Source organism: Variovorax sp. 278MFTsu5.1, from assembly GCF_048305045.1.
Lineage (GTDB): Bacteria > Pseudomonadota > Gammaproteobacteria > Burkholderiales > Burkholderiaceae_C > Variovorax > Variovorax guangxiensis.
Genome location: NZ_CP157622.1, coordinates 2,735,830 through 2,757,966, shown reverse-complemented (window position 1 = coordinate 2,757,966; position 22,137 = coordinate 2,735,830). Strand labels below are relative to the sequence as shown.

General features: G+C 62.5%; 23 protein-coding genes. 20 read left to right on the top strand and 3 right to left on the bottom strand.

Annotated features, from left to right (window positions below; genetic code table 11):
* The first annotated feature begins 37 nt into the window (after positions 1–37).
* Positions 38–1,576: an AAA family ATPase gene (locus ABL844_RS12710; RefSeq protein WP_418131498.1), complete on the top strand. Its 1,539-nt coding sequence runs from the start codon at positions 38–40 to the stop codon at positions 1,574–1,576.
* Positions 1,573–2,490, top strand: coding sequence for a DUF4435 domain-containing protein (locus ABL844_RS12705; protein WP_418131497.1), 918 nt, complete (start codon positions 1,573–1,575; stop codon positions 2,488–2,490). Before ABL844_RS12710 ends, ABL844_RS12705 begins: the two co-directional genes overlap by 4 nt.
* 194 nt (positions 2,491–2,684) lie before the next feature.
* Here ABL844_RS12705 and ABL844_RS12700 read toward each other — a convergent pair whose 3' ends face one another.
* Positions 2,685–3,029 (bottom strand): helix-turn-helix domain-containing protein, encoded by a 345-nt coding sequence (locus ABL844_RS12700; protein ID WP_418131496.1) that lies wholly within the window; start codon positions 3,027–3,029, stop codon positions 2,685–2,687.
* A gap of 81 nt (positions 3,030–3,110) precedes the next feature.
* Between ABL844_RS12700 and ABL844_RS12695 the strand changes: the two genes are divergently transcribed.
* From ABL844_RS12695 to ABL844_RS12610, 18 genes are all read left to right on the top strand, one after another.
* Positions 3,111–3,320: a hypothetical protein gene (locus tag ABL844_RS12695; RefSeq protein WP_418131495.1), complete on the top strand. Its 210-nt coding sequence runs from the start codon at positions 3,111–3,113 to the stop codon at positions 3,318–3,320.
* A 33-nt stretch (positions 3,321–3,353) separates the two neighbouring features.
* Positions 3,354–3,551, top strand: a complete 198-nt coding sequence (locus ABL844_RS12690) for a hypothetical protein (RefSeq protein WP_097199055.1) — start codon at positions 3,354–3,356, stop codon at positions 3,549–3,551.
* 50 nt (positions 3,552–3,601) lie between these two features.
* The gene (locus ABL844_RS12685) at positions 3,602–3,805 is read left to right on the top strand and encodes a hypothetical protein (RefSeq protein ID WP_418131494.1); all 204 of its coding nucleotides are present in this window, start codon (positions 3,602–3,604) and stop codon (positions 3,803–3,805) included.
* Entirely contained in the window at positions 3,802–4,125 is a 324-nt protein-coding gene (locus tag ABL844_RS12680) for an ogr/Delta-like zinc finger family protein (protein WP_418131493.1), read from the top strand. Before ABL844_RS12685 ends, ABL844_RS12680 begins: the two co-directional genes overlap by 4 nt.
* A gap of 96 nt (positions 4,126–4,221) precedes the next feature.
* Entirely contained in the window at positions 4,222–4,599 is a 378-nt protein-coding gene (locus tag ABL844_RS12675) for a hypothetical protein (RefSeq protein ID WP_418131492.1), read from the top strand.
* Complete coding sequence (locus ABL844_RS12670; protein WP_418131491.1) at positions 4,596–4,925, top strand: hypothetical protein; 330 nt, start codon at positions 4,596–4,598, stop codon at positions 4,923–4,925. The genes ABL844_RS12675 and ABL844_RS12670 overlap by 4 nt, the downstream gene beginning before the upstream one ends.
* A complete protein-coding gene (locus ABL844_RS12665) occupies positions 4,925–5,059 on the top strand; it encodes a hypothetical protein (RefSeq protein WP_418131490.1) in 135 nt (44 codons plus the stop codon). The genes ABL844_RS12670 and ABL844_RS12665 overlap by 1 nt, the downstream gene beginning before the upstream one ends.
* Positions 5,060–5,066: 7 nt before the next feature.
* The gene (locus ABL844_RS12660) at positions 5,067–7,946 is read left to right on the top strand and encodes a toprim domain-containing protein (protein ID WP_418131489.1); all 2,880 of its coding nucleotides are present in this window, start codon (positions 5,067–5,069) and stop codon (positions 7,944–7,946) included.
* A 19-nt stretch (positions 7,947–7,965) separates the two neighbouring features.
* Positions 7,966–8,172 (top strand): hypothetical protein, encoded by a 207-nt coding sequence (locus tag ABL844_RS12655; RefSeq protein WP_418131488.1) that lies wholly within the window; start codon positions 7,966–7,968, stop codon positions 8,170–8,172.
* Positions 8,173–8,174: 2 nt separating this feature from the next.
* Entirely contained in the window at positions 8,175–8,321 is a 147-nt protein-coding gene (locus ABL844_RS12650) for a hypothetical protein (RefSeq protein WP_177142470.1), read from the top strand.
* On the top strand, positions 8,318–8,524 hold the full coding sequence (locus ABL844_RS12645) for a hypothetical protein (protein WP_418131487.1): 207 nt from the start codon (positions 8,318–8,320) through the stop codon (positions 8,522–8,524). The genes ABL844_RS12650 and ABL844_RS12645 overlap by 4 nt, the downstream gene beginning before the upstream one ends.
* Before the next feature lie 17 nt (positions 8,525–8,541).
* Positions 8,542–8,727: a hypothetical protein gene (locus ABL844_RS12640; RefSeq protein ID WP_418131486.1), complete on the top strand. Its 186-nt coding sequence runs from the start codon at positions 8,542–8,544 to the stop codon at positions 8,725–8,727.
* Positions 8,724–9,008 (top strand): hypothetical protein, encoded by a 285-nt coding sequence (locus ABL844_RS12635; RefSeq protein WP_418131485.1) that lies wholly within the window; start codon positions 8,724–8,726, stop codon positions 9,006–9,008. The genes ABL844_RS12640 and ABL844_RS12635 overlap by 4 nt, the downstream gene beginning before the upstream one ends.
* Before the next feature lie 15 nt (positions 9,009–9,023).
* Positions 9,024–9,296: a hypothetical protein gene (locus ABL844_RS12630; RefSeq protein WP_418131484.1), complete on the top strand. Its 273-nt coding sequence runs from the start codon at positions 9,024–9,026 to the stop codon at positions 9,294–9,296.
* Between the two features lie 23 nt (positions 9,297–9,319).
* On the top strand, positions 9,320–10,285 hold the full coding sequence (locus ABL844_RS12625) for a hypothetical protein (RefSeq protein WP_418131483.1): 966 nt from the start codon (positions 9,320–9,322) through the stop codon (positions 10,283–10,285).
* Positions 10,286–10,287: 2 nt separating this feature from the next.
* Positions 10,288–10,608, top strand: coding sequence for a hypothetical protein (locus tag ABL844_RS12620; RefSeq protein ID WP_418131482.1), 321 nt, complete (start codon positions 10,288–10,290; stop codon positions 10,606–10,608).
* 115 nt (positions 10,609–10,723) lie between these two features.
* On the top strand, positions 10,724–10,948 hold the full coding sequence (locus ABL844_RS12615; RefSeq protein ID WP_418131481.1) for a hypothetical protein: 225 nt from the start codon (positions 10,724–10,726) through the stop codon (positions 10,946–10,948).
* Positions 10,926–12,062 (top strand): site-specific integrase, encoded by a 1,137-nt coding sequence (locus ABL844_RS12610; RefSeq protein WP_418131480.1) that lies wholly within the window; start codon positions 10,926–10,928, stop codon positions 12,060–12,062. Before ABL844_RS12615 ends, ABL844_RS12610 begins: the two co-directional genes overlap by 23 nt.
* 303 nt (positions 12,063–12,365) lie before the next feature.
* Here ABL844_RS12610 and ABL844_RS12605 read toward each other — a convergent pair whose 3' ends face one another.
* Entirely contained in the window at positions 12,366–20,879 is an 8,514-nt protein-coding gene (locus tag ABL844_RS12605; protein WP_418131479.1) for a transglycosylase SLT domain-containing protein, read from the bottom strand.
* Positions 20,876–22,129: a hypothetical protein gene (locus tag ABL844_RS12600; protein WP_418131478.1), complete on the bottom strand. Its 1,254-nt coding sequence runs from the start codon at positions 22,127–22,129 to the stop codon at positions 20,876–20,878. Before ABL844_RS12600 ends, ABL844_RS12605 begins: the two co-directional genes overlap by 4 nt.
* Positions 22,130–22,137: the final 8 nt, after the last annotated feature.

Genomic DNA, 22,137 nt, shown 5'->3' with positions numbered 1-22,137 from the left:
TGAACTGTATGCTCCCGAACACCTAGAGGAGCAAGAGATGAGTCAACTGGTGGTTCGGAACGTCGCTGATGCGGCACGTGGCCCAGCAATCGTCGAGCACTTTGCGATCGAGGGACTTTTCGGATACCGGTCCGTCAGTTTTTCCTCGAGCAATGCAGCAACCGTTCTTATTGCGCGCAACGGATCGGGAAAAACGACCCTTATAGCAGCATTGGATGCTTTCTTAAGAGGTCAGTTTTCTCGATTTGCAACCGTAGCGTTCACAAAAATATATTGCCGGCTGCGCGGACTCGACTTCTGGCTGGAGGTCTCCAAGGAAATGATCGACAGCTTAATCGATTTTTCATCACAAACCGAATTACTACTAAGCGCCAAAACGTGGGACGTGCAACCCTTTGCATTGCTCGAACTCCTGGAAACTGTTCGAGGTGCGAAAATTGATGAATTGCATGAAAATCCCACTTTTCATGCAATATATTCGAAAACCGGATTTGACACGCAAGTCACACGTTTCCAGTGCGAAAAACTCGCTGCAGCACTTGATGATCGAGTACCCCAACTGGCGAAGATTCGCAACACGATTCGCAAAGTACTGGGAAATACCGAAATAGTTTATCTACCGACCTACCGGCGAATTGAACTTTCTATCCCTCAGCCGGATCAGCCGAAATATATGGGCCGAAAGAGAAACATGCTCTCACGGCTCGGAATTGCCAGAAGCGGGCTATACACCGCAGACATTCAATTTGGGCTCGGCGACATTTCAGATCGATTAAAAGCACTCTACTCCGAGATGCTTTCCATTTCAAATCAAGGGTACGGGAAAGTCAGTGCAAACATTATTAATGACTTGATCTCGGGGGGATACAAAAATTCAAGCGCCGATCCAAGCCTCCTGCCCACCAAAGAAGCACTTGAACTATTTTTCAACAGGATAAAGCAGGCGGAGCGCAGCTATGGAAGGACGCCATTTCGGAATTTCATTCTGAGCCCCGATTTAAATCGAGTATACAGTGGGGACGTGCCACAAGACGCCGCACCGTTCTTAAACTATTTCCTAGAGCAGTTAAATTCAATTATCCAGCAAACGAGAGGCACCGAGGAACTGGTTGAGGCGTTCATCGGAAGCTGCAACAATTATCTCTCTAACGAAGATTTTTCAACAGACAATTTCGCCGCATTCGACAATAAGCGTCTCACCTTTAATCGTCGAAATTTCAAAGTCAAAGTTATAAGCTTGGCGACCAAATCTGAAGTTCCCCTTGAGTCCCTCTCGTCAGGGGAAAAGCAGATGATTTCGCTCTTCGCCCGACTGTACCTTTACCCCGGCCCGAAGATTATCCTGATTGACGAGCCCGAGCTGTCGCTCTCATTGGACTGGCAACGCCAGATCCTGCTGGACGTGCTTAGAGCTCCCTCATGTCAGCAAACCATTGCGATCACGCACTCACCTTTCATTTTCGATAACGAGCTTGAAGCGTATGCTGGTGCGTTGCAGGTAAAGATTGACCCTCCAGAAGCCTCACTTTTCTCAGACACGGGTTTCGATGAAGATCTGGAAGGAGACGAAGAGTGAGCGAAAGCCCAAATCAGGATGCGTTTTTCGAACGCATAAAGAAGGCAAAGGAAGTTCGAGCCGTCCGAAAAGTCGAGTTCGCCGCATTTGCCTCAGCAATACCCGAGCACAAAAAGATATTCGCCTTTGAAGGGACCGATGACCGCCTGGTATACCATTACTGGATTAAACGCCTGCGTCCAGATTTGGAGTACGAAGCGTACCAGTGCAACGGCAAACGAAAGGTCCTGCAGTTGTTTGACAGCCTCAAGTCTGACTTAACAGGGCTCAAAAATAGAGTTTGGTATTTTATAGATCGAGATTTTGATGAACTTCAAGGGAGAAGTGCAGATAAGAAAATTTTTCTCACTGACCGTTACTCGATTGAGAATTACATTGTATGCGACAAGGTTCTAGATGACTTGCTCAATGTCGAATTCCATTGCAACGGCCATCCGGGACATCGACAAAAGATAGTTCAAGAGTTTTTGCGCGTTTACGATCTATTTTTGGAGTCGACGAAGGAATTAAATTTCCGAATTTATGCAGCAAGAAATTTAAATATCAAAACGAGTGATTTACCGGAAACCATTCACCTTCTCGTTAACGTATCTCTCAACGACGCAACTGTTATTGACGTGCCCTTGACGAATGTAGTTATTCTGGATCGCGAGCCGACTCCAGAGGAAATTACAATTTTGCGAAAACAATTCGATCAGCTTAACGCTCGCCACAGGTATCGCGGAAAATTCGCGATGCTTTTCTTTATAAAATGGCTTGGTCTTTTGAGGAGCGATCGTCTTACAGATCCCTCGACGATGTTCGCCAATATTCCGCACCCCGAAAATGCTGTCGGCGGTGGTTTCTCCCTTAGTGCTTTGGCACCTAAATCTCGCGCCCCGAATCATTTAGGCCCATTTTTGGCTTCGGTGTAATCGCACGCGCAGAGAACGCGGAATCCGATTTTTCATTTCGCGTCGAGCGAGAGGCGAAAAGCAGGGTCTCGCCGCTACCCAGCGTTTAAAGCAACGCTAAGGGCGCCTGCCACAGGTCGTCGATGCGGAGTTGATCGTGGCGCCAGTCCAGCTTGTGTAACGCCCACAACAACTGAGTCCAGAGTCGCCGCCGGTTAACCGACTTTCTGTTTCGCGAGCGAAGAAAGCACCCTCCGGGCCGCAGCCCTTCCCTCCTCGTCGGCGTGATCGTAGTTGTCCAGCAATGCCTGCTGCTCTTGGCTGAGTGACGCTGTTGGCTTTGGCGTCCGCTGCCCCGTCAGCACATAGAGCACATCGACCCCGTGCGTCGCTGCAACAGCGAGAAAGTCCGCCTTCGGGGCAGAGTTGCCCCTCTCCCAGTCTTGCTCGGCGCGCAGCGAAACGTCGCCCAGTTCCGCAAAGGCGGTCTGCGACATCCCTAACCGCTCACGCTCTTCTCTCAAGCGCACGCCAATAGATAAGCGGATTTTTTCGTCCATTTCGTTGCAATAAGCAGATTTCTGCTCTATATTCCGCTTCACTGTGCAATTCTTCGTTTCACAAGCATACAGCCGACGTCCATGAAGCCCGCCTCGAAGACCCGTGTCCGTCGTGCTCCAAATGGAGCAGTCAGCGACAAACCCATCGCGGTGCGACTGCACCCTGAAGAGCTGGAACGATTCAAGAGCCGCGCCGCTCGCGAGCAGCGTTCCATGGCCTCAGTGGTTCGCTTGGCCGCCCTTCGAGGTCTCGACGAATGCGACCGCACCAACACGCCGCTCACGGCCTGACCTTTCCTGCAGCAATCCTCGGAAGGCTCCCCCATGTACCCCGATCCCAAGCGCGTGCGCTCCAACCGCTACACGATCCGCCTCGACGACTACGAGGATGGGCTCGTTCAAGCGATGGCTGACTATCAGGGCGAGCAGCTCGCGACGTTGTTGCGCGAGCTGGCCCTGCGTGAAGCGCGGCAGGTGCTGGGGTTGGTTCATGAGCCGAGTCTCGACCGGCGAGCGGCCTGAAGGAAGGCCGCAAACAGCCGCTTCACGGCGCAAAAAGAGCAGCCGAAAAGATGCCCGAGCACACCATCACCTTCAACGACGAAGACCACGCGCTGATCGAGCGCGTGCAGTTGGAACTCGGGCTGCCCACGTTTGAATCTGCTGCCGAGTGGTTGGTGAAGGCCCGCCTTCGCCGCGCTGCTCGCGCCACGACCGGGCGCGGCCGTGCCCTCTATCTCGTCGACCGGCGCCCTGCGCCCGTGGAGCCGCAATGAGACTGCGCTGCCCTCATTGCGACCACCTCGGCTCCATTCGAACCACCAAGGTGATGACTGCGACCGTGTCGCACCACTACGTGGTGTGCAGCAACTTCGAATGCGGGCACACCTGGCGCGCGACCACCGAGGCGGACATGACGATCTCGCCCTCGGCCACGCCCGCCCCATCCGTGCACCTGCCTCTCGCATCGCACATGCGCCGCGACGTGCTGGCCCAGCAGATCCGCTCGGGCAACACGGCCGAGCACACGCCCCTCATGACGCCGCCGGAGACGCGTGATCTCTTCGCGCCGGCCGGCGTCGACGGGCCCTCATAGCGCCCAGAGCACTCCGCTCGATCCCCCTTTTCACCCAACCCCTGCGGTGCCTGTTCGGAGGCCCTGCGGGACGTGCTCACCCCGGAGGTTTCCACCATGCCCACTTTCTCCCCCGCCGCGCTTGATCGTCGCCCCGCCCATGTCGCCAGCGAGCCCGAATACGCATATCAGCGCCGCTTCGGCAGTGATTCAAACGACGCGTACAGAGGCTCGAGATCAGCTGACAACCGCTCCAGCGAGGAATTCGCTCCGGCGATGGCCGCGGCGGCCGTGTACCGCGATGGGAAAACAGACCTCGCCGAGTTGCAGATTGACATGGGTCTGCATACGTGTGCGCGCTTCATTCTGAGGCTCGATACCGCCCAACTGCGCGATCTCTCCGCCCGCCTCCTTGACGCGGCGCATGACATCGAGGCCAACCCCGCAGCAGTCCTCGCCCAATCCGCCCGAGCATCGGCAGGGGTCGCATCGTGAGCGCCCGAATCCTCGACCAGAGCGGCAATCACTGGGTGCCCCACGGTCACACGATCTGCCACAAGCAGAACGGCAACCCCGACGCGACGCCCGGTGTCGGGCTCGACGTCTACTCGTACCACAGTGCCGGCGGCAGCAACAGAAGCCATCGGCCCTTCGTGCTGGTGGTGGTCGGCTCGGGCCCGACCGCCGGCATCCTGCCCCTGCACATCACGCCGGACGATGCCCGCGCACTCGCCACGGCCTTGAACCGCGCCGCAGCCGCCGCTGATGCCGCCGACGCCGCTGTGCAGGCCCGCCGTCGCCGCCAAGAGGTGTCTGCCTGATGCGCCAGACCTCCTTCCGCCCCGTGCAGATGCGCGCGTCGATCGCCGGCCTGCTGGCCTTCCTGCCCGCCCTTGCGGTGGTGCTGATCGCAGTCCTGCTCGGCCGCGCGCTCGCGCTGGCCGGGCTGCTCTGAGGGCTCCATGCACAGCGATCTCTACGACGAAATCAGCGCGGCGCTGGAGCGGGACTTCGAGTTCAAGCTCTCCAGCGATCGCCAGTACCTGCAGAAGGGCAAATGCCCCAACTGCGGCCAACGCGAGATGTTCACGTGGGCCGCGAAGCCGCTGGTGGTCATCTGCCAGCGCACCAACAACTGCGGCTACCAGTCGCACGTCAAGGACTTGCTGCCCGACTTCTTCGACAACTGGAGCGAGCGCTTCCAGAAACCCGAGCTGCAGAAGCCGCCAGACCAGCAGAACCCCAGCGCCGCAGCCGATGCCTATCTCGCCGAGAGCCGTGGCTTCGACCTGTCCCTGATCAAGGGCCTGTACACGCAGGAGCACTACTTCGACGCTCGCGCCGATGGCGGGCGCGGCGCCGGCACAGGCACCGTTCGCTTCCAGCTCGAGGAGACCTGGTGGGAGCGCTTCTTCGACGCGCCCCACCGCTTCGGCAAGAAGAAGGCCAACTTCAAGACCGGCGGCGCCTACAAGGGCACATGGTGGGCACTGCCCTCGCTGTCGTTCGCCGAGCCGGCACCGACCGAAACCGCCCTGTCTGCGGCCCTGCAGCAGGCGATGCGCGCCGCCGGCACCAGCAACACCGAAGCGCCCACCACCAATCCGCCCCCGACCGAGCTGTGGCTCGTGGAAGGCATCTTCGACGCGATCGCGCTGGCGCATCACGGCATCGCCGCCGTGGCGCTGCTGAGCTGCAACAACTACCCGGAGAAGGCGCTCGCCGCGCTCAAGGCCCAGCTCGAAGCCCAGGGCGGCACCGTCCCTGCGCCCGTGCTGGTGTGGGCCTTCGATGGCGATACCGCTGGGCGGGCTTTTACGCTGAAGTACGCGCGCCGCGCCCGCGATGAGGGCTGGGTGTGCGAGGCCGCTCAGATCCCGCAGGACAAGGGCAAGAAGGTCGACTGGAACGACGCGCACCAGCACGACCGGCTCAAAGAGAGCCACCTCAGGGAGTACCGCTACCACGGTGCGCTGCTGCTGGCCGACTCGGCGCAGGAGAAAGCGCTGCTCATCTACAACCACACCGGCCGCGCGGAGTTCGACTTCGACCACGGCAATCGGCTGTGGTGGTTCAAGCTGGATCTCGACCGCTACGGCAAGGCCCGCGACGCGCTGCGCGAGGCGATCAAGGAAGGCACCCGGGAGGAAATGACAGAGGACGCCCAGCGCGACCAGGCGCTGCTCGAGTCCCACACCATCCAGAACATCGCGAACTGCCTGCCTCGGGCCCTCTACTACCAGAAGAACGAGGTCACCGACGAGGCCTGGTACTACTTCCGCGTCACGTTCCCGCACGACAGCCCGGCAATCAAGGCCACGTTCACCTCAGGCCAGCTCACGGCCGCCACCGAGTTCGAGAAGCGGCTCCTGCACATCGCACCAGGCGCGATGTTCAGCGGCAGCAGCCACCAACTCAAGAAGATCATGCAGTGGCAGCTGGACAACCCGAAGGTGGTCCAGACCATCGATTTCATCGGCTACAGCGCCTCGCACAAGGCCTACATCCTCGGCAAGGTGGCCGTGCGCGAAGGCCAGATCCACGAGGCCAATAAGGAAGACTATTTCGAGTTCAACAAGCTCTCGATCAAGTCGCTTCAGAAGTCGATCCAGCTGCGGATCAATGCCGACCGCGAGGGCTATCAGCGGGCATGGCAGCAGCACCTGTGGCGCGCCTTTGGTGCCAAGGGCTACATCGCGTTGGCATTCTGGTTTGGCAGTCTCTTCGCCGAGCAGGTACGCGCCGAACAGCAGAGCTTCCCGTTCCTTGAGATCGTCGGCGAGCCCGGCGCCGGCAAGACCACGCTGATCCAGTTCCTCTGGAAGCTGCTCGGGCGCGACTACGAGGGCTTCGATCCCTCGAAGTCCACCGCCGCCGGGCGCCTGCGCACGTTCACGCAGGTCAGCAACCTTCCCATCGTGCTGATCGAGTCGGACCGGGAAACGAAGACCGGCGGGCAGGCCCACGTGAGGTCGTTCGACTGGGACGAGCTGAAAGACGCCTACAACGGCAACAGCATCCGCACCACCGGCGTGAAGACCGGCGGCAATGAGACATACGACCCGCCCTTCCGCGCGTCGATCGTCATCAGCCAGAACAACCAGGTGCAGGCCTCGCAAGCCATCATGGAGCGGATCTGCCACATGACCTTCGACACCGGAGGTTTCACGCAGAGCAGCTACGAGAGCGCCAAGACGCTCGAGAAGGTGGAGATCGAGGCGGTCAGCGGTTTCATCCTGGCCGCGCTGCGCCGCGAGGCCGAGGTGATGCAGGCCATCACCAGCTCGCACGACGAGAACATCCGCTTCCTGCTTGCGCAGGACGGCATCCACAAGCCGCGCATCGCGAAGAACCACGCGCAGCTGTTGGCGATGGCCACGGCCATGCGCGGCGTGGTGAAGCTCTCGGACGAGCAGTTCGACCAGGTGCAGGCGCAGATCGTCACGATGGCCCGCGAACGCCAGAGCTCGATCAACGCCGACCACCCGCTGGTGCAGGAGTTCTGGGAGGCCTTCGATTACCTCGATGCCCTCGGCTACACGAACGTCAAGGGCGAGCACTTCGACCGCCCGTTGCTCAACCACAGCCGCACGGCCGATCAGATCGCCGTGAACCTCAACGAGTTCGTCGAGAAGGCGAACACGCACCGGCAGCAGATCCCGCTGATGGCCGATCTCAAGAAGGTGCTGCGCACCAGCAAGACGCGGCGCTTTCTCGACGTCAAGTCCGTCAGCAGCGCCATCCGCTTCAGCGTGGTCGCGGTCACGGCGACCGACGTGAAGAAGGAAGTTCCGAAGACCGTGCATTGCTGGGTCTTCGAGCGGCCTGGGCGGGGGGGCTGAAGCCATGGAGCACGACACCATGCACCTCCCCGAATCCCGGCCCTTCCGCTGCCACTACCGGCACGCCGTGCCAGGCCAGGAGCCGATCGCGCTCTTCATCCAGCTGCGCGCGCGTGACGCCGATGCGGCCCAGCGCCTCGCAGAGGCCGCTGTGGGCCGGCTGGTCGACCGCGTCGAGCCCGCCCCCTTCCCCTTTTCCATCACCAACCCTGCAAAGGAGGTCTGACCATGCACGCCTACATCGTGAAGGTCATCGACGCCACTGGCGTCTTCTACGGGTACGTCCAGCTCGCCACCTCGTGCGCCGCAGCCGAAGGCCTCGCCTTCGACCGCTTCGGCGACGTGCGACTGCTCAGCGTGCGGAGGTCCGCATGAGAAAGCGCAAATGGGACGAGCGGTCCAGCCTGGAGCGCACAGCCTGCACAGCCGTGCTGCTGTCGGCGCTGCGCAACCTGCACAAGGTCTGCCTCGACATGGAACTGGAGCGCGAAGACAAGCGACCCAGCGAAGCCCAGTACCAGAACGCCATGCGCCACGCCGGCGCCGCCATCGCCATGTGCAGCGGAGGTGCATCGTGACCGGCCCCCGCAAGACCATGCCGACGCACAGCATCTACGCGGACAACTTCAAGTATCGCGACTCGGCTCACACCGATATCCGCGAGACCTTCAAAGCCGCTCGGCGTGCGCTGGCCCGCGAGGCTCAGCGCAAGGCCGAGGAGCGCCAGCAGAGCCTGGAACTCGACAACGTGGTGCCCATGCCCTCGCGAGGTGGCAAATGAGCGGTTACGACATCGCGACCGCGCCGGATACGGCGATCGTGCAGCTCGTGTTCACGTCGCCGCCGTGCGTGGGCCACAGCAAGCCCATGGAACGGGCGCTAGTGACCTCGTTTCGGGCTTGCGAGCTGTGCACGCACTCGACGGCCCGCGCCGGCCGTCTGCTGTGCGACAGCCCAGCCGTGCGGCTGACGGGCCAGCCCGAAGCGCTGGACGTGGCACGTGCGCCGGCCGGCAGCTGCGGGCCCAACGCCAGGCATCTCGACATGCCGGGCTGGCACTGACGACGAGAAGCCGCCATGGCCCACGCGATCGAGCCCACCGACCAGATGCTGCACGAAGCCTGCGCACGCATGGCGGAGCGCTTTCACTGGGCCGATGACTTCGAGGCGGTGATGCAGGACCGCGTGCGCAGCCGACTGGTGCGCATCGCAGCCCGGCATCCGACCGCCGCCGGCAGGGCACCCGCGCCGCCGCGCGCGCCGGCCTGCCGCCCCTTCCAGCCACCCACCAGCGGAATCCCCCTTTTCGACCGCAAGCGCGCCGCCTCGGGCGAGCGCGATGACGACTGACACAACCCTTTCAGAGACTCAACATGAAACGCGTCTACATCGAGGCCCCTCGTGCCTTCGGCAAGGTCACCCAGCGCAGCATCACGGTGATCGCCTTCACCGGGAAGACCGGCGCGGGCAAGGACAGTTGTGCCGCTGTCCTGCACAACCGCTTCCAGTTCGAAACCATCGCGTTCGCCGACGCACTGCGGCGAGAGATCGCGGCGGCATGGCGTCTCGACGAACGGATGCTCAACTTTCGGCCGACGAAGGAATTCTCGATTCCTGCGCTCGCCGTGGGCATGTGCAGCGATCCTGCCTTCATCAACTGGTGCTTCGACGCCGACGAGAGCCTGCACGAGCCGCGCAGCCCGCGCTGGGTGATGCAGCACTGGGCCGACTACCAGCGCCGTTACCGCCCGACCTACTACGCCGACATCGTCACGCGCTGGATCAGCCGGCAGGCCTCGGTGGGCTTTCGCCGCTTCGCGGTCACAGATCTGCGCGATCCGGTCGAGGTGCAAGCCCTGATGGCCCTCGGCGTGCAGTTGAGCGTGGTCCGCGTCCTGGGCCCGCACGCGGCCGGGCTCAGCGCCGACACGGCGCACCACAGCAGCGAGCGGCACGAGATCGATGCGGACTTCGAGCTGGTGAACGATGGAAGCCTGGAGTTGCTCGCCGAACGCGTCTCGGCCTTGCCGCCAGTGCGGTGCCTGACCGACGAAGGGCGCGCGGCGTTCATGCAGGAAATGCTCACCGGCCACTTCAGCAGTGAGGCCCATCCGTTGGAGGAACTGGTCAAGCAGTACCACGAGCGCTGCGAGACCTACGACCGCAGCGTATGCACGGGGCCGGTGGGCGTCGACGGCATCTTGCCGGCCACCGACCGTGAACGCAGCCTCATCAACCTCAACGCACAACGCGTGCGCCAAGAGATCCTCGGGCGCAACGGCATCGGCCCTGCCGCCTTCAGCGCCGCCCTGGCCTCTTTCGGTCGCCGGGGAGTCTGATCGTGGACGAGCTCTTCGTCATCCTCGACATCACGGGCTGCGAAAACTGGCCCTTCGCCCTGCAGTACCTCACCGGGCCGGCCTCGCCGCGCAGCATTCCGCCGGAAGGCCGTTCGAACGTGCTGCAGGTCAGCCGTGGCGCTGCCGAGCGCGAGGCGGTGCGCCTGGCAGAAATGCATCCGGGCCACACGTTCGCGCTGTTCCTCGCCACCCACGCCACCGTGCGGACCGAGATCCCGGCGAGCGTGAACTTCAAAGGAGAGCCGTTCATGCGGCGCAGCCTCACCCAGCTGCTGCCTCTCGATGACGGCGTGCCCTTCTGAGGGCCGACATGAAGCACCAGAAGAAACGCCATCGCCGCCCGGCGCGCACCTGCGCCGAGCTGGCGCGCATGGCCGAACTCAATCAAGCGCGCGACGAGGCGCTCAAGGAGATCTCATGAAGTGCCCCGCCTGCACAAGCACAGAGCAGCGCGTGCTTTCCACGCGCACCGCCGACTCCAGAATCACGCGCCTGCGCTGCTGCGACGCCTGCGGGCACCGGTGGAACACCGTGGAGATCGGCGCTCAGAACCTCAACCGCATGGAGTCCGCCGTGGCGGCCGTGCGCACCTTCACCAGCCTTTCCAAAGAACTCGAAGATGCCAAGGCCACGCACAGTTAACAAGAAGATCCCGGACCTGCCACGCGGCATGCGCCGGGTGGATGGAGTCTGGTACTGGCGCGGCACCGACGGGCTCACCAGGGAGATCGAGGCGGGGCTGAAAGCGACCGGCATGAAGATGCGGTGCGGCACGACGCCCGTCCAGGCCCGGCTCTGGTGGGAGAAGCATGTCTCGCCGGCGCTCGCCGCCGCGGTGCCCGACGACGATGTCGTCGGCACCATCGAGGAGATCATTCGGAAGTACGAGGCCGACGAGCTCGCCACCATGAAGCGAGAGAAGACGAAGGAGGAGTACAGCGGCCGCATCCGCCGGCTGCGCGCTGCCTTTCGTACGAAGCGCTACCCAAAAACTGAGGCGCACGCCCTGCTGCCCGGCTACCTGAGCGCGGTCGCGATCACGCAGCACCTGCACGACAACCGGGAGCGGGCATCGTCAGCCAACAAAGACATGCAGCTTCTGTCGCGCATGTTCCGCCTGGCGCGCGTGCGCTGGGGCTTGACCACATTCAACCCGTGCGACGGCATCGAATACCTGCCCGAGGCGCCGCGCGACCAATACGTCAGCGACGCCCGCTATGCCGATATCCACGCCGCGGCGAGCCCGCTGCTGCAGTGCATGCTGGAGATCAGCACCCAAACCGGCGCCCGTCAGGGGATGATCCTCGACATCCGGATCGGAGACTTCAACCAGCAGGGCATCGACATCCGCGTGACGAAGAAGCGCAACAGCACCGGCTTCGTGACGAAGCGCTACGCCATGACGCCCGACCTCTGGCGCGCGCTGAGCACCGCGCTCGAGCTGCGGAAGAAGCGTCGCGGTGGCGCCCAGTGCCTGCCGGAGCACCACCTTTTCATCACGAAAAACGGCACGCCGTACACGAAGGAATCTTTCAAGAGCCTGTGGCGCGTGGTGCGCAAGAAGCTCGGCCTCGGCGGCCGGGAGATCACCTTCCACGACATGCGCGCCAAGGCGGCATCCGATGCCGTGTCCGACACTGCCGCGCAGGAGCTGCTGCACCACGAAGACGTCAAGGTCACGAAGCGCGTCTACCGTCGCAAAGTGCCAACAGGTACACCCCTGCCGTCAGCAATCGGGGGGCGTGACGAAACCTGAAAGGCCCCGGGTTTGTCAGGAACCCTATCCATTTGTCAGCCGCAAAGAAAAACGGGTCAGGACTTGTGGTCCTAACCCGTTGATCTATCTAGCAAAAATGGTCGGTGTGAAAGGATTCGAACCTTCGACCCCTTGCACCCCATGCGAGGGGGTTCGGTGCAACTAAGTGGTTGTCGCGATTTAAGTTTCTGGAAAACACCGTGACAAAAAATCACCGGTAGGATTCTCGATTTTTGCATCTGTGTCAGAGGGAAGGCGGCGCATTTGTCCGCGCAGCCACCTCTGCCTACTACCATCGGTAGGCTAGTCCGAGCTTGCCGGAGACAATTTTTCCCGGGTCTTTTTCCCGAGTTCCTTCAGCTTCTCGATCTCGCGCGCTATCCGCCGCTCACCCTCCTCTCGGCTGATCTCGCCACGAGCCATCTTGCGGCCAATGGAACGGGCCTCGGTCTCGATCACCTTCTCTCTGGCCTTGGCATCCAGGCCGACGCTGGCCGCCTCATCAGCCAGGCGGCGAGAGTCGACCTTCACGCCCAGGGCTTTCGACACCGCCAAGCCGGCATCCGTTTCCTTTCCGAGCCCGGTCTTGGCGCCGTCGAGAGCCTTCTCGATGCCGGTCCAGCCATAGGGGTCCAGCATGCCGCTATCAACCGGGGCGCCCATCTTGCGCATGAGCCAGCCCAGGCCCGGCGTGGGCAAGTTCGGCAGCATGAACTTCGCGAGCGTGTCGGAGACCTTCATCACCATCTCGCCGGCCGTGTCGGTCGGCTTGACGATCTTGTCGCCGCGCCAGTTGGTGTTCGAGTAGAAGTCGATCAACAGGGAAAGCGGGCCTCCGATTGACAGCCAGCTCGGCAGGGGGACGCTGGCCTTGCTGCCGCTGGTGTCCGTGATGTCTCCGGCTGGGAGCCATCGGCGCACGTCCAGCCACATGGGGTCATTGCTCTCGTTGTTCCACGGCAGCCGCACCATTTTCGGAAGGCCCAGCGATTTGCCCTGCAGGTCTTCGGGCAACAGCCGCTCTTCCTTTTCGCGATCACCACCGGCACCCAGCGCCATATAGGTCAGCATCGACAACGCCTCACCGAGCGCGGCGTACTTGGCGAACTTCCAGGGCTTCGTAACCACGGCCTTCGCAAGCAAGGGCACCGCCCGATAGGTGAAGCTGACGAACGGAAGCACGCTGCGACGTGCTGCCCGGACCCAAGGAGCGTTGATGTCGTAGTTGAGGAAGGCGTCGCGCGCAGCCTTGCCTGCGTCCGCGTCGCTCTTCCCTGCCTCGATCTCGTTGAGGAACTTCGCCAAGCGGAACACAGAGTCTTCCGACTGGTAGGCCTTGATCATCGCGCCCATGGTGCTACCCAGCGCCCGCCCCGGCAGGGTCTTCGTGGAAGCGATGCCGGCCTCACGGAAACTGCCGTGGGCGGCAAGCGCGACCACGTTGGCAAGGCTGGCCTTCTGCACCGACTCCGGGTCGCTCTTGGCAATCTGCTGCAGCAGCGGCTCGATCACCGAAGTCCTGATCTCGTTGCTCGCGAACGACCCGCCCTCAGCGCCAGAATCGTCATAGCGCTCGATCAAAGCCTTCGCCCTGGCATCCCCTGCCTTCGACGCAACGATGGTCTCCAGGGCCTTGCGAAGGTCGTTCACTCCGACCTCCGCGAGGTCGGCCATGATGAAGTTCGACATCACATTGTTGACGTGAACCGCGGGCGACAGTGCCGTCTTGCTGATCTTCCAAGCACCCAGCAGCTTGTCCCACAGGCCGTTGCGCAGCTCCATCGCGCCAGCGATGTCGGAATACATCACGGCCGGGAGGTACTTGCCAGCCAAGTCGCCATAGCGTGCAACCTGGGTTCCCTTGATCTTGGTCTCGGGCACCTTGACCCACTGGTCACGAGTGAACGTCTGCGAGCCGAGCACTGCATGAGCACCGCTGATGTCGACGACATCGAGACCGGCATCGCTGTCCTTGCCGTAGTTGATGGCCGTCCACTGCAGCAGCCGCGAGGTCTCGACATCCCGGACGCCCTGTACCATCGTGCGCGCGAAGGCATACCTTGCATCTTCGATCTCGCCCATGCGCTGCCGTTCGGCCAGGGTGAAGTCGCGCCAAACCTTGATGTTGCCGGCCTTGGTCGCGTCGCGTACCTCCCAGGTGCCGGCGTTTGCGTAGCCTTCCAGTGCGACAGGCCGCTTTGCCCCTTGAACCAGATACTCGCGGCGAATGAGCTTGCCGCTGTTGTCCCGCTTCTCCAGCATTTCCAGCTTGAGCCCCTTCAGGTCTTCCGGCAGATCGCCGCGCACGCGATCCAGGCTTGCCTCCAGCTCCATGCCGCGCCCCTTGAACTGGTCGCCCTTCAGACGTTGAGCGCGCTGACGCGCGACAGCCTGAGAGCCGGTCAGCTCTGCCTCGTACTTCTTGTAGCTCCGATGGACGTAGGCCATCTTGTTGCGCTCGTAAGTCTCCGGCGTGATGAGCCCGAGTTTGACCGCCTCCTTGGAGAGGTTGTCGATGTCGGTCTTCATCTGCCGCATCACTTCCTGCTGAACTGCAGGAAGCCTTTCGAGAAGCTCGCGTTCGCGAGCTGTATCGGGCTTCTCCTGCAGCCATTGATAGGCGACGGAGAGCTGGTCAGGCGTCATAGACGAGAGACGATCCAAGGTGCCCTTGGCCTCGCGCATGAGCTTGTTCTCGCGAACGGTCTTGTCGAACTTTGCAGACAGGTACTCGGCAGGGAGCCCGTAGTCCGAGATGAGGCCTTGCTTGGCCTTCTCCAGCCAAGACCAGGACGACTTCGCATCGAGTGCACGCTCAGCCAGGCTCACAGCCTTGGCGCCGAGTGCCTTCACGCCCGAGACGCGCGCGAGCTGTTCGCCGATAGAGTCGACAACCTTGTTCGTAACTTGGAGGCCTGCCATTACTGGCGCAGTCGCCTTTATGCCCAAAGCACCAACGGCCGCCGCGGCGGCTCCGGCAGTACGCCCTTGATCCTCCTGGGCATGCTCCGATGCGCGGGAGCTACGGCGCAGTCCTAGTTCGGCGTCAGCGGCGACCGAGCGCACAGTCGGGCTTCTTCTGGCGGCCTCTGCGTAGGCCCTCGCCAGGTCCGTCCTCATCGAAATCGCAGCGTTGCCGAAGCCAGAGTCTTTGGAGAGGTCCACCTTGAAGCCTACATCCACCAGTCGGTTCAACCAACGCGCCGCCCATCGGAAGAATCGCTTCAAACCGGTCGAATCCATCTCAGCCTGGAACTCTTCCCAGAATCTGTCCTGCTTAAACGCAGCGCCAGCCACGTCGGAAAGATTCTCTTCCTCGACCAATGAGTCGCTGACCTTCCGGCCGTAGCTCTGCTCCTGGAACTCACGATTTGCCAAGCTGTCCCGAGACACGCGGCGCAAAGCAGCCATCAGGCCCGCATGCAGGTCTGGGTGAGCCTCTTTGAGCGAATGCGTGAATTCGTGCCCGAAGGTCGAAACTGGGTCGACATCGCCACGAGCGTGGATGTAGACGGTCTTCGGGTCGCCAGGAACATAAGCGCCACCGGCAGGAGCGTTCGGATCGTCAGACTGGAAGTAGACCGTCTCGACGCCGAAATACTGCTTCATCGCAGCGGCGAGCTGTCCTCTACTAGACTTCGGTTCGACCTCAACATGGCGTACCCGCACATCGGTGCCGGCATCCTTGCTGAGAGCTGCGGCGAGCCTGGAGACTCTCGACGCATCTGCCGAAGCAGCTTGACCATTGGAAGCCGCCGACGTGCTCTCTCGCGAAGAGCGGCGCGATAGCGCATCCATCTCTTCGCCCATGCGCGAAGACCGGCGAGCAATCGGATCGGCGGAAGCATTCGGCGATTCTATGCCCGCTCCGTCCTGACTCACCCATTCGGGCAGCAAGCCGGTCTTCTGGTCTGCAAAGACAGTGTTGACGCCGCTGGCGGTCCGGTTGCTGTCACCGTGCGGCCCGTAGTTAACCCAGGAATTTTGGCCCCGGGTCTCGGAGGTCATGGCCCTTCGCGCCAGCGGCGAGTACATGGCCGAATGCAAGCGCCATGCGTTCTCCTCGCCATCAGCACGGAAGCCGACAGCCTCTTTGACGTGCCCGAAGTAGTCGTGAACGATGCGGAAGACATCGTTCGCCACCATGTCAACGCCGTCGAGCGTCTCGCCAACCTTGCGGAGTAGCGGATTCGAGCTGGCGTCGAAGCTGCTGGAGCCGAATCCATCGGTCGTGGGGAACACCCAGAGGTGGTTGTTCTCCTGCACGTCGATGATCGCCAGGCGAGGCGACGCAGCATATGGGTCGCCGCCCTTCTCAAAGTCGATGAACTCGACTTTCAACTCCGGGTGATACTTCTTGATCGCCGCCCACTGCGCGAGAGTCTCCTCGATCATCTTGTCGTAGGCGGCCTTGACCTCTGGGTCAGAGGGGTCGTGAGCCATCTCGGCGTAGGCGTCAGCGATACGCCGCGCTCGCCCCTCGTCAACGCGAGCAAACGTGGTCGGCGGCTTGTAGTCGATACCCGCGTCGCGAGCGTAAGCCTCGGCGACAGCACGGGCTTTCTCCGTGGGGCGGACTTCAACCGCTCCCCTGCCGGGAACCTCTATGGTTGCCGGGAGGCCTGCAAGTCTTCCGCGTACTTCTCCAGCGCTGCGATGTTCCGCCCCTGGTTGAACCGCCACCGACCGAGCGCTTCTTCGTGCTGCTCCGTCGTCTCGAAGTCCTCGCGCTTGGGAGCTGTTCTCTTCAGTTGCTCGGCCCTCTCGCGGGCCTGCGCTGCTGTGATCGCTTCCATTTACGCCTGCCCTTCCTGGGGACTGTTCCCGTCCATCACGCTCGTCGCGAAGCCGCCCGGAATCAACTGGCTCTCCAGCCGGTCGGGAATCTTGCCGGTCTTGATGGCCTCTTCCATCTGCTCGATCCACAGATTGCGCGGCATCGCCTCGGGCGGGATCGACGCGCTCTTGCCGAACTTCAGCCGGAACTCGCGCATCAGCTCGGTCGCCCGGCTTGGCTTCAATGACACTCCTTGCGTACTCATAGGCTTTCGGCGCACGCCGCTCCAGTTCTGCTCTATTGGTGAAGTATGCGCGAACGATCTGCGCATGAATCTCCGACTGCACGAGTGCAGCCGGGAGTGGCTTTCCAGAATCGGTTGCATCGAATGCAGCTTCAAGTGGGTACGCAAAAAGCGTCGCCAGCGAAGAGCCGTCTTGAGCGCCATAGAGGTCGAAGACCTCCTGAGCCACCGCGCCTTTAGCTTCAATACTACCATCGGTAGTAATAGCGAGCCGCGAATCGCTCGCAGAGCGCATTGCGTTGCCGTCGAAGTCGCCGTTATGCGCCAACTCGTGGATGAGTTGCCCGCGGAATTCCTGCTGCTCTGCCAGGTTCGCATTCAAGCCGGGGACCGTCGAGTCCACGTCGGTCTGCTTGAATGAGACGCCGCGCACAGTCTTGCCACGGAGGTTCTTCTTGAAGAAATTGGCAAGTCCCCCGGGGAACTTCGGCGTGTTGACAAAGAAGCCTTGCACCGAGTTCACCCAAGCGCGGGGCACGCCAAGCGCAAGAATGTCCCGCAGAGCCGCCGAGACAGCCTGAGACTGCTCATTCGACAGGGCGCCGAACATCGTGCCTGTCGGGTCGCCCATGAAGTCTGGTTCACCGAACTGATGCTCGTGATCGAACGTCGGATCGAGATCGACGCGGGCCTCGGGATCGATGTTCTCGGCCGGCCGACCAAATGCGGGCTGCGACTGCACGCCACGGCGCGCATCGCTTCGACGCAACGCCTCGACTGCGGCTTCGCGATTACCCTCACGGGCGGCACGAGTTGCTGCAAAGAATTCGTCTCGGGTCATGTGCCCGGCCTTGACCGCATCGCGGCCCGCCTCCGTCACATGGGACACAAAGTCTTCATCAGCCGCCGTGGTTGACTCCTGCCGCGTTGACGTGATCTGACCTTGCTCGCCAGCGATCTGTCGCAGCGCCTCGATCATCGCATCAGCGTCCTTGCCGCGCAGCACCGCTACTGCGCGACGAGGCTCGGCTGCGATGGCCGCGCGTGCCATACCGATGTCGTCGCCAGCAATGGGGGCCTTTGCCAAGAGCGACTCTGCGGTCTTGGCTGCCATGCGGTTCAGCTCCCCGCTGATGCGGGCTTTGTCGGCTGCTCTCCCAACCAGTCGCGTTGCCCCCAAACGGTCGCTTGCCGCGCCGGCTTGGCGCATTGCCTTGGGGCTCAGAAGACGCGGCGCGACCGCGAGCGGCCCATCGGCCAACGCGGCACGCAGCAAAGCTGATTGCGTCGCGTCTTCCGGCGTGGCCGAAACAACGGAACGTGGTTCGCCAGCCGCGCCTGGCTTTACGACCAGCTTTTCGTCGGGATTGGCGTAGAAGAAGTAGCTGATCGAGCCATCGGCCTCGACCCTGGTCACAACGCCCAGTTCGGATGTGGGCGACAGGGCGCGAGCAGCAGCCATAGAGGTCTGCTCGATCTCGACCTTGCGCCTGGCGCGCTTCGTATTGGCTCTCTCCGCAAGCTCGCGCATGCGATCTTCGAAGCCCAACTCCCGCTGGCGCTGGGCATCGATCCACTCAGCGCGCCTGGCTTCGTCGCCCTTCTTTGGGAACAGCTTGGATGCCTCGGATTCCAGGCGCTCCGTCGCGATCTGGTCGCTGCTGCGAGTCTCACCCTGCACTCGCGCCTGACCCTCAGCGTCCACGGAGATCGGCGTCGGAGTCGCTCGCCGTGTCTGGTCGAAGCCCAACTCACCCGGAGCGCGAGCAGAAGGAGAGGTGATCTCGGCACGGCCGCTCTTGCGCGGCAAGTCGCCCAGCGTGGCATCGCGTTCCTGCGGACGAGCGGACTGTTCGTCGGTTACTGCGTTGCCGCGGCCGTCAACCGAGATCGGCGTCTGCTGCCCACGCGGTGCTGAAGGTTCGAAGCCGAGCTTGCCCAGCTCGTCGCGAACGATGTCTGCACGGCCGACTGCCTTGGCAGCAGGCTCGAAACTCGTATCGCGCACCTGGGTATCGCCATCGGTGCGAGCTGCCCCCTCGCTGTCGACAATGATCGGGGTCGGCGTTGAGCGTGGCGTAGGCTCGTATCCCAGAGCCTTCAGTTCGTCCCGCACCGTCTGGCGGACCTCACTCGTGTCGGCTCGGCCGGACACTCGCGCCGCCGCCTCGAACGGAGGCTCCACGCCATCCATGCGTGCGTTTCCGCGGCTGTCCACACGAACAACAGGAGCTGGCAGGGCGAGCGGCGCAGAGCCCGGCGCCTCTGCATCCACGACCGTGCCCGCGTCGATAGCAGCTCCAGGCTTGCCATGCCTCGTGATCGCCCCCCTCACCCCACCCATGCCGGCGCCACCAGCGGCGCCCAATGCGAATTCTCCGAACGATCCATCCCCGAGATCGCGGGTATCGCCAGTCGAATCATTCACGCCCTTGCGCTGCGCGACCCCCTCCCCCACCTCCTGGATGCCCTCTTCGGCAGCTCCAAGCACCGCGCCGATCACGGCTCGCGCAACGCTGCCCTTCGCTGCGCTTTCGAGTGCATGGCCGCCTGCCTTGCCGAGCAGTGCGCCAGTCAGCGCGCCGCCCGCAGCGGATACCGGTGCCACGTACTTTGCAACGCGATCCTCCGTCTCCTTCGCAAGGGCGGCACGCGCGTCCGCAGGCGCCTCGCCTTTGGCAATACGTTCGCGAAAGACCGGCGAGATGGCCGCGAGCTGCTCGTCCGTCTTGCTGCCGAACCAGTCGCGCACCTCACTGACGGCTGAGCCCACCCCTTGCGAGGCGCCGACGAGGGTGCCGGTTGCAATCTGCGCCGGAATGGACTGCCCGCGTGTGCTTACCGCGATGCCGACCTGCGGCAGAACTTGGCCCGAGATGTTGGCAGCCTGCAGGCCGAAGCCTGCTGCAGTTGGAGACTTGCCCAGGGTCAAGCCAGACGCATCACCCTCGCGCACTGCCTGAATGATGTTGCCCTCGGGCGTGGTGTTCTCCATCGCCGTCTTCGCCGCCTGGCTCCGGGTGCCGAGGATCGCCTCGCCCTTCTTCGTGAGCCATCCGCCGACCGGATTGGCGACGGCGGCAAGCACCTTGCCAGGTACACCAGTGCCGTGCTTCACGTAGGCCAGTCCAGGGTCTTCCTTCCAGGCCTTGTCAATCTCCTCCTGTCCGATGTCCCCGGCCTTGCCGATCCCGGTCAGGGCATCGCCCGCTGACTTGACGACGCTCCCCCCGAATTGCTTCAGGTAGTCCATCGCCCCGACACTCTCTTCAGGCGCATCGAGGAAGGCGTCGGCAGACGGCGCATCCACGACGGGCGATTCATCAGGGATGTCGAGAAACGCATCAGCGCTCATCCCGCGCTTAGCGGCAGTTCGACTAACCTTGCCGCGAGAACTGCCTGGCTCTGCGATTTCGGAGTGAATCTTCGAAGCGTAGGACGCCGTTTCCGGGTTGTTCCAAGAATCTCGGTTCCACCCGTTGTTGTAGGCGCGCGCCGCATCGTCCGGGTTCTGGAACTTCGCGAGGTTCTCCTTCATAGCCTCGCGATGGATGTACAGCGCATCAGCTTCGTTGAATGGATCGAGCTTGCGGCCGGCGCGCTCTGACAGCGTGCGCAACGTCTTCGGCATGACCTGAGCGAGCCCCATGGCGCCCGCCCTGGAGACGGCAGCCGGGTCGTTGTTCGATTCCACCCTGATCTGGGCTGCCGACCAACCCTTGGGAAGTCCAAGAAGCCTGTCCGTTTCGGCGAGGTAGGTGTCTCGGTCGAAGTCGAGGAAGTCGTCTGCGTTCATTGAAATCCCAGGGCTTGCAGTTCTTGGCGCGCCGCTTCGCGCGACATCTGGCCGCTGCGAACAGCGGCCTTGATCTCCGCGGCACGACGCGCTTCAGCCGCGTCGAGCTGCGGCATCGCTCCCTTGCTCGGAGCCTTGATGCCCATCCCTGGGCCACTGCCGGTTCGGGCTGCGCTGCCGGGCGGCGTCATGCCTGCGCCGACCGGAGCGCCTGAGCCCACGCGAGAAGTGCCCGCCATCTGGGCAGCACCATCGACGAGCTGAGCCGCCTGCTTCAGGGCGTCCTCCGGCTTCAGCGGCGGCGCGCCAAGCTGTTTAGCGTTCGAGTCGACGAGCTTCGTCGCGACATCGGTAATGAGTGCCTCGCGGCTCTTCGCCTTGTCGCCCTTCCCCATCGCATACGCCAGGGCGGCATCCTCGTCGACGCCGAGGCGCTTCAGGCCATTCACCGTCTGCTCCATAGGCGACTGGCGCTCCGCCGCAATCTTTGAAGCCGAGGCTGTTGCCTGGGCAGTCTGGGCGTCGATGAGGCCCGCGCGCGCGCCCTGCTCTTCAACCTTGCCAGAACGTAGAGCGTTTTCGCTGGTAGTGTTGGCTTGGATGAGGCCAGTCTGTGCGTCGGCCTGACGGGTCTGTGCAGCTCGAAGCAGATTGTCGGCGCGGCTCTTTTCCGCTTCACGCAGAGTGGCTGCCACGCTGCCGTTCTTGGTGAAGGTGTCGACCATGCCGATCATCTCGTCGCGGCTTTTGAAGCTCATCGGCACCGTATTGCCATCGGGGCCAGTAACCGAACCAGTGATCGCGCCCGACTTGTCGGCGTTCGCCGAGAACTTGTAGCCAGGCGACATCTCCGACATCACGGATGCGATCTGGGTCGGATCGCCGGTCATGGCCGCCTGATTGAGCTTCGTGTTGAAGTGCAAAGACTTCAATGCGACGCTCTTACTCGCGAGCTGTTCATAGCCTTCCAGGTCTCCGCTCTGCAGCCGGGCCTGCGAAGCACGGTCAAGAGACTCCCAGATCGGCCGCTTCGTCTCTGGCACCGGCCCCTCGTCGCCCGCACGCGCTGGCTGGTTGTCAGCCGCCACGGCTATCGAAACATCGGCCTTGCGCGAGTCGCGCAGCGCGCGCTCGCGCTGGCGATCCTCCTCTTGACGGTCGAGCATCTGCTGGCGCCGCGCGTTCGCGGTCCACTGCTGCCCCATCTCGACACCATCAGCCAAACCACCCCAGAAACCGCCTCCAGACATTTCGCGCT

Coding starts and splice junctions, on each gene's coding strand:
- ABL844_RS12710 (WP_418131498.1), top strand. CDS start 38: ATGAGTCAACTGGTGGTTCGGAACGTCGCTGATGCGGCACGTGGCCCA.
- ABL844_RS12700 (WP_418131496.1), bottom strand. CDS start 3,029: ATGGACGAAAAAATCCGCTTATCTATTGGCGTGCGCTTGAGAGAAGAG.
- ABL844_RS12695 (WP_418131495.1), top strand. CDS start 3,111: ATGAAGCCCGCCTCGAAGACCCGTGTCCGTCGTGCTCCAAATGGAGCA.
- ABL844_RS12690 (WP_097199055.1), top strand. CDS start 3,354: ATGTACCCCGATCCCAAGCGCGTGCGCTCCAACCGCTACACGATCCGC.
- ABL844_RS12685 (WP_418131494.1), top strand. CDS start 3,602: ATGCCCGAGCACACCATCACCTTCAACGACGAAGACCACGCGCTGATC.
- ABL844_RS12680 (WP_418131493.1), top strand. CDS start 3,802: ATGAGACTGCGCTGCCCTCATTGCGACCACCTCGGCTCCATTCGAACC.
- ABL844_RS12675 (WP_418131492.1), top strand. CDS start 4,222: ATGCCCACTTTCTCCCCCGCCGCGCTTGATCGTCGCCCCGCCCATGTC.
- ABL844_RS12665 (WP_418131490.1), top strand. CDS start 4,925: ATGCGCCAGACCTCCTTCCGCCCCGTGCAGATGCGCGCGTCGATCGCC.
- ABL844_RS12660 (WP_418131489.1), top strand. CDS start 5,067: ATGCACAGCGATCTCTACGACGAAATCAGCGCGGCGCTGGAGCGGGAC.
- ABL844_RS12655 (WP_418131488.1), top strand. CDS start 7,966: ATGCACCTCCCCGAATCCCGGCCCTTCCGCTGCCACTACCGGCACGCC.
- ABL844_RS12650 (WP_177142470.1), top strand. CDS start 8,175: ATGCACGCCTACATCGTGAAGGTCATCGACGCCACTGGCGTCTTCTAC.
- ABL844_RS12645 (WP_418131487.1), top strand. CDS start 8,318: ATGAGAAAGCGCAAATGGGACGAGCGGTCCAGCCTGGAGCGCACAGCC.
- ABL844_RS12640 (WP_418131486.1), top strand. CDS start 8,542: ATGCCGACGCACAGCATCTACGCGGACAACTTCAAGTATCGCGACTCG.
- ABL844_RS12635 (WP_418131485.1), top strand. CDS start 8,724: ATGAGCGGTTACGACATCGCGACCGCGCCGGATACGGCGATCGTGCAG.
- ABL844_RS12630 (WP_418131484.1), top strand. CDS start 9,024: ATGGCCCACGCGATCGAGCCCACCGACCAGATGCTGCACGAAGCCTGC.
- ABL844_RS12625 (WP_418131483.1), top strand. CDS start 9,320: ATGAAACGCGTCTACATCGAGGCCCCTCGTGCCTTCGGCAAGGTCACC.
- ABL844_RS12615 (WP_418131481.1), top strand. CDS start 10,724: ATGAAGTGCCCCGCCTGCACAAGCACAGAGCAGCGCGTGCTTTCCACG.
- ABL844_RS12610 (WP_418131480.1), top strand. CDS start 10,926: ATGCCAAGGCCACGCACAGTTAACAAGAAGATCCCGGACCTGCCACGC.
- ABL844_RS12605 (WP_418131479.1), bottom strand. CDS start 20,879: ATGAACGCAGACGACTTCCTCGACTTCGACCGAGACACCTACCTCGCC.
- ABL844_RS12600 (WP_418131478.1), bottom strand. CDS start 22,129: ATGTCTGGAGGCGGTTTCTGGGGTGGTTTGGCTGATGGTGTCGAGATG.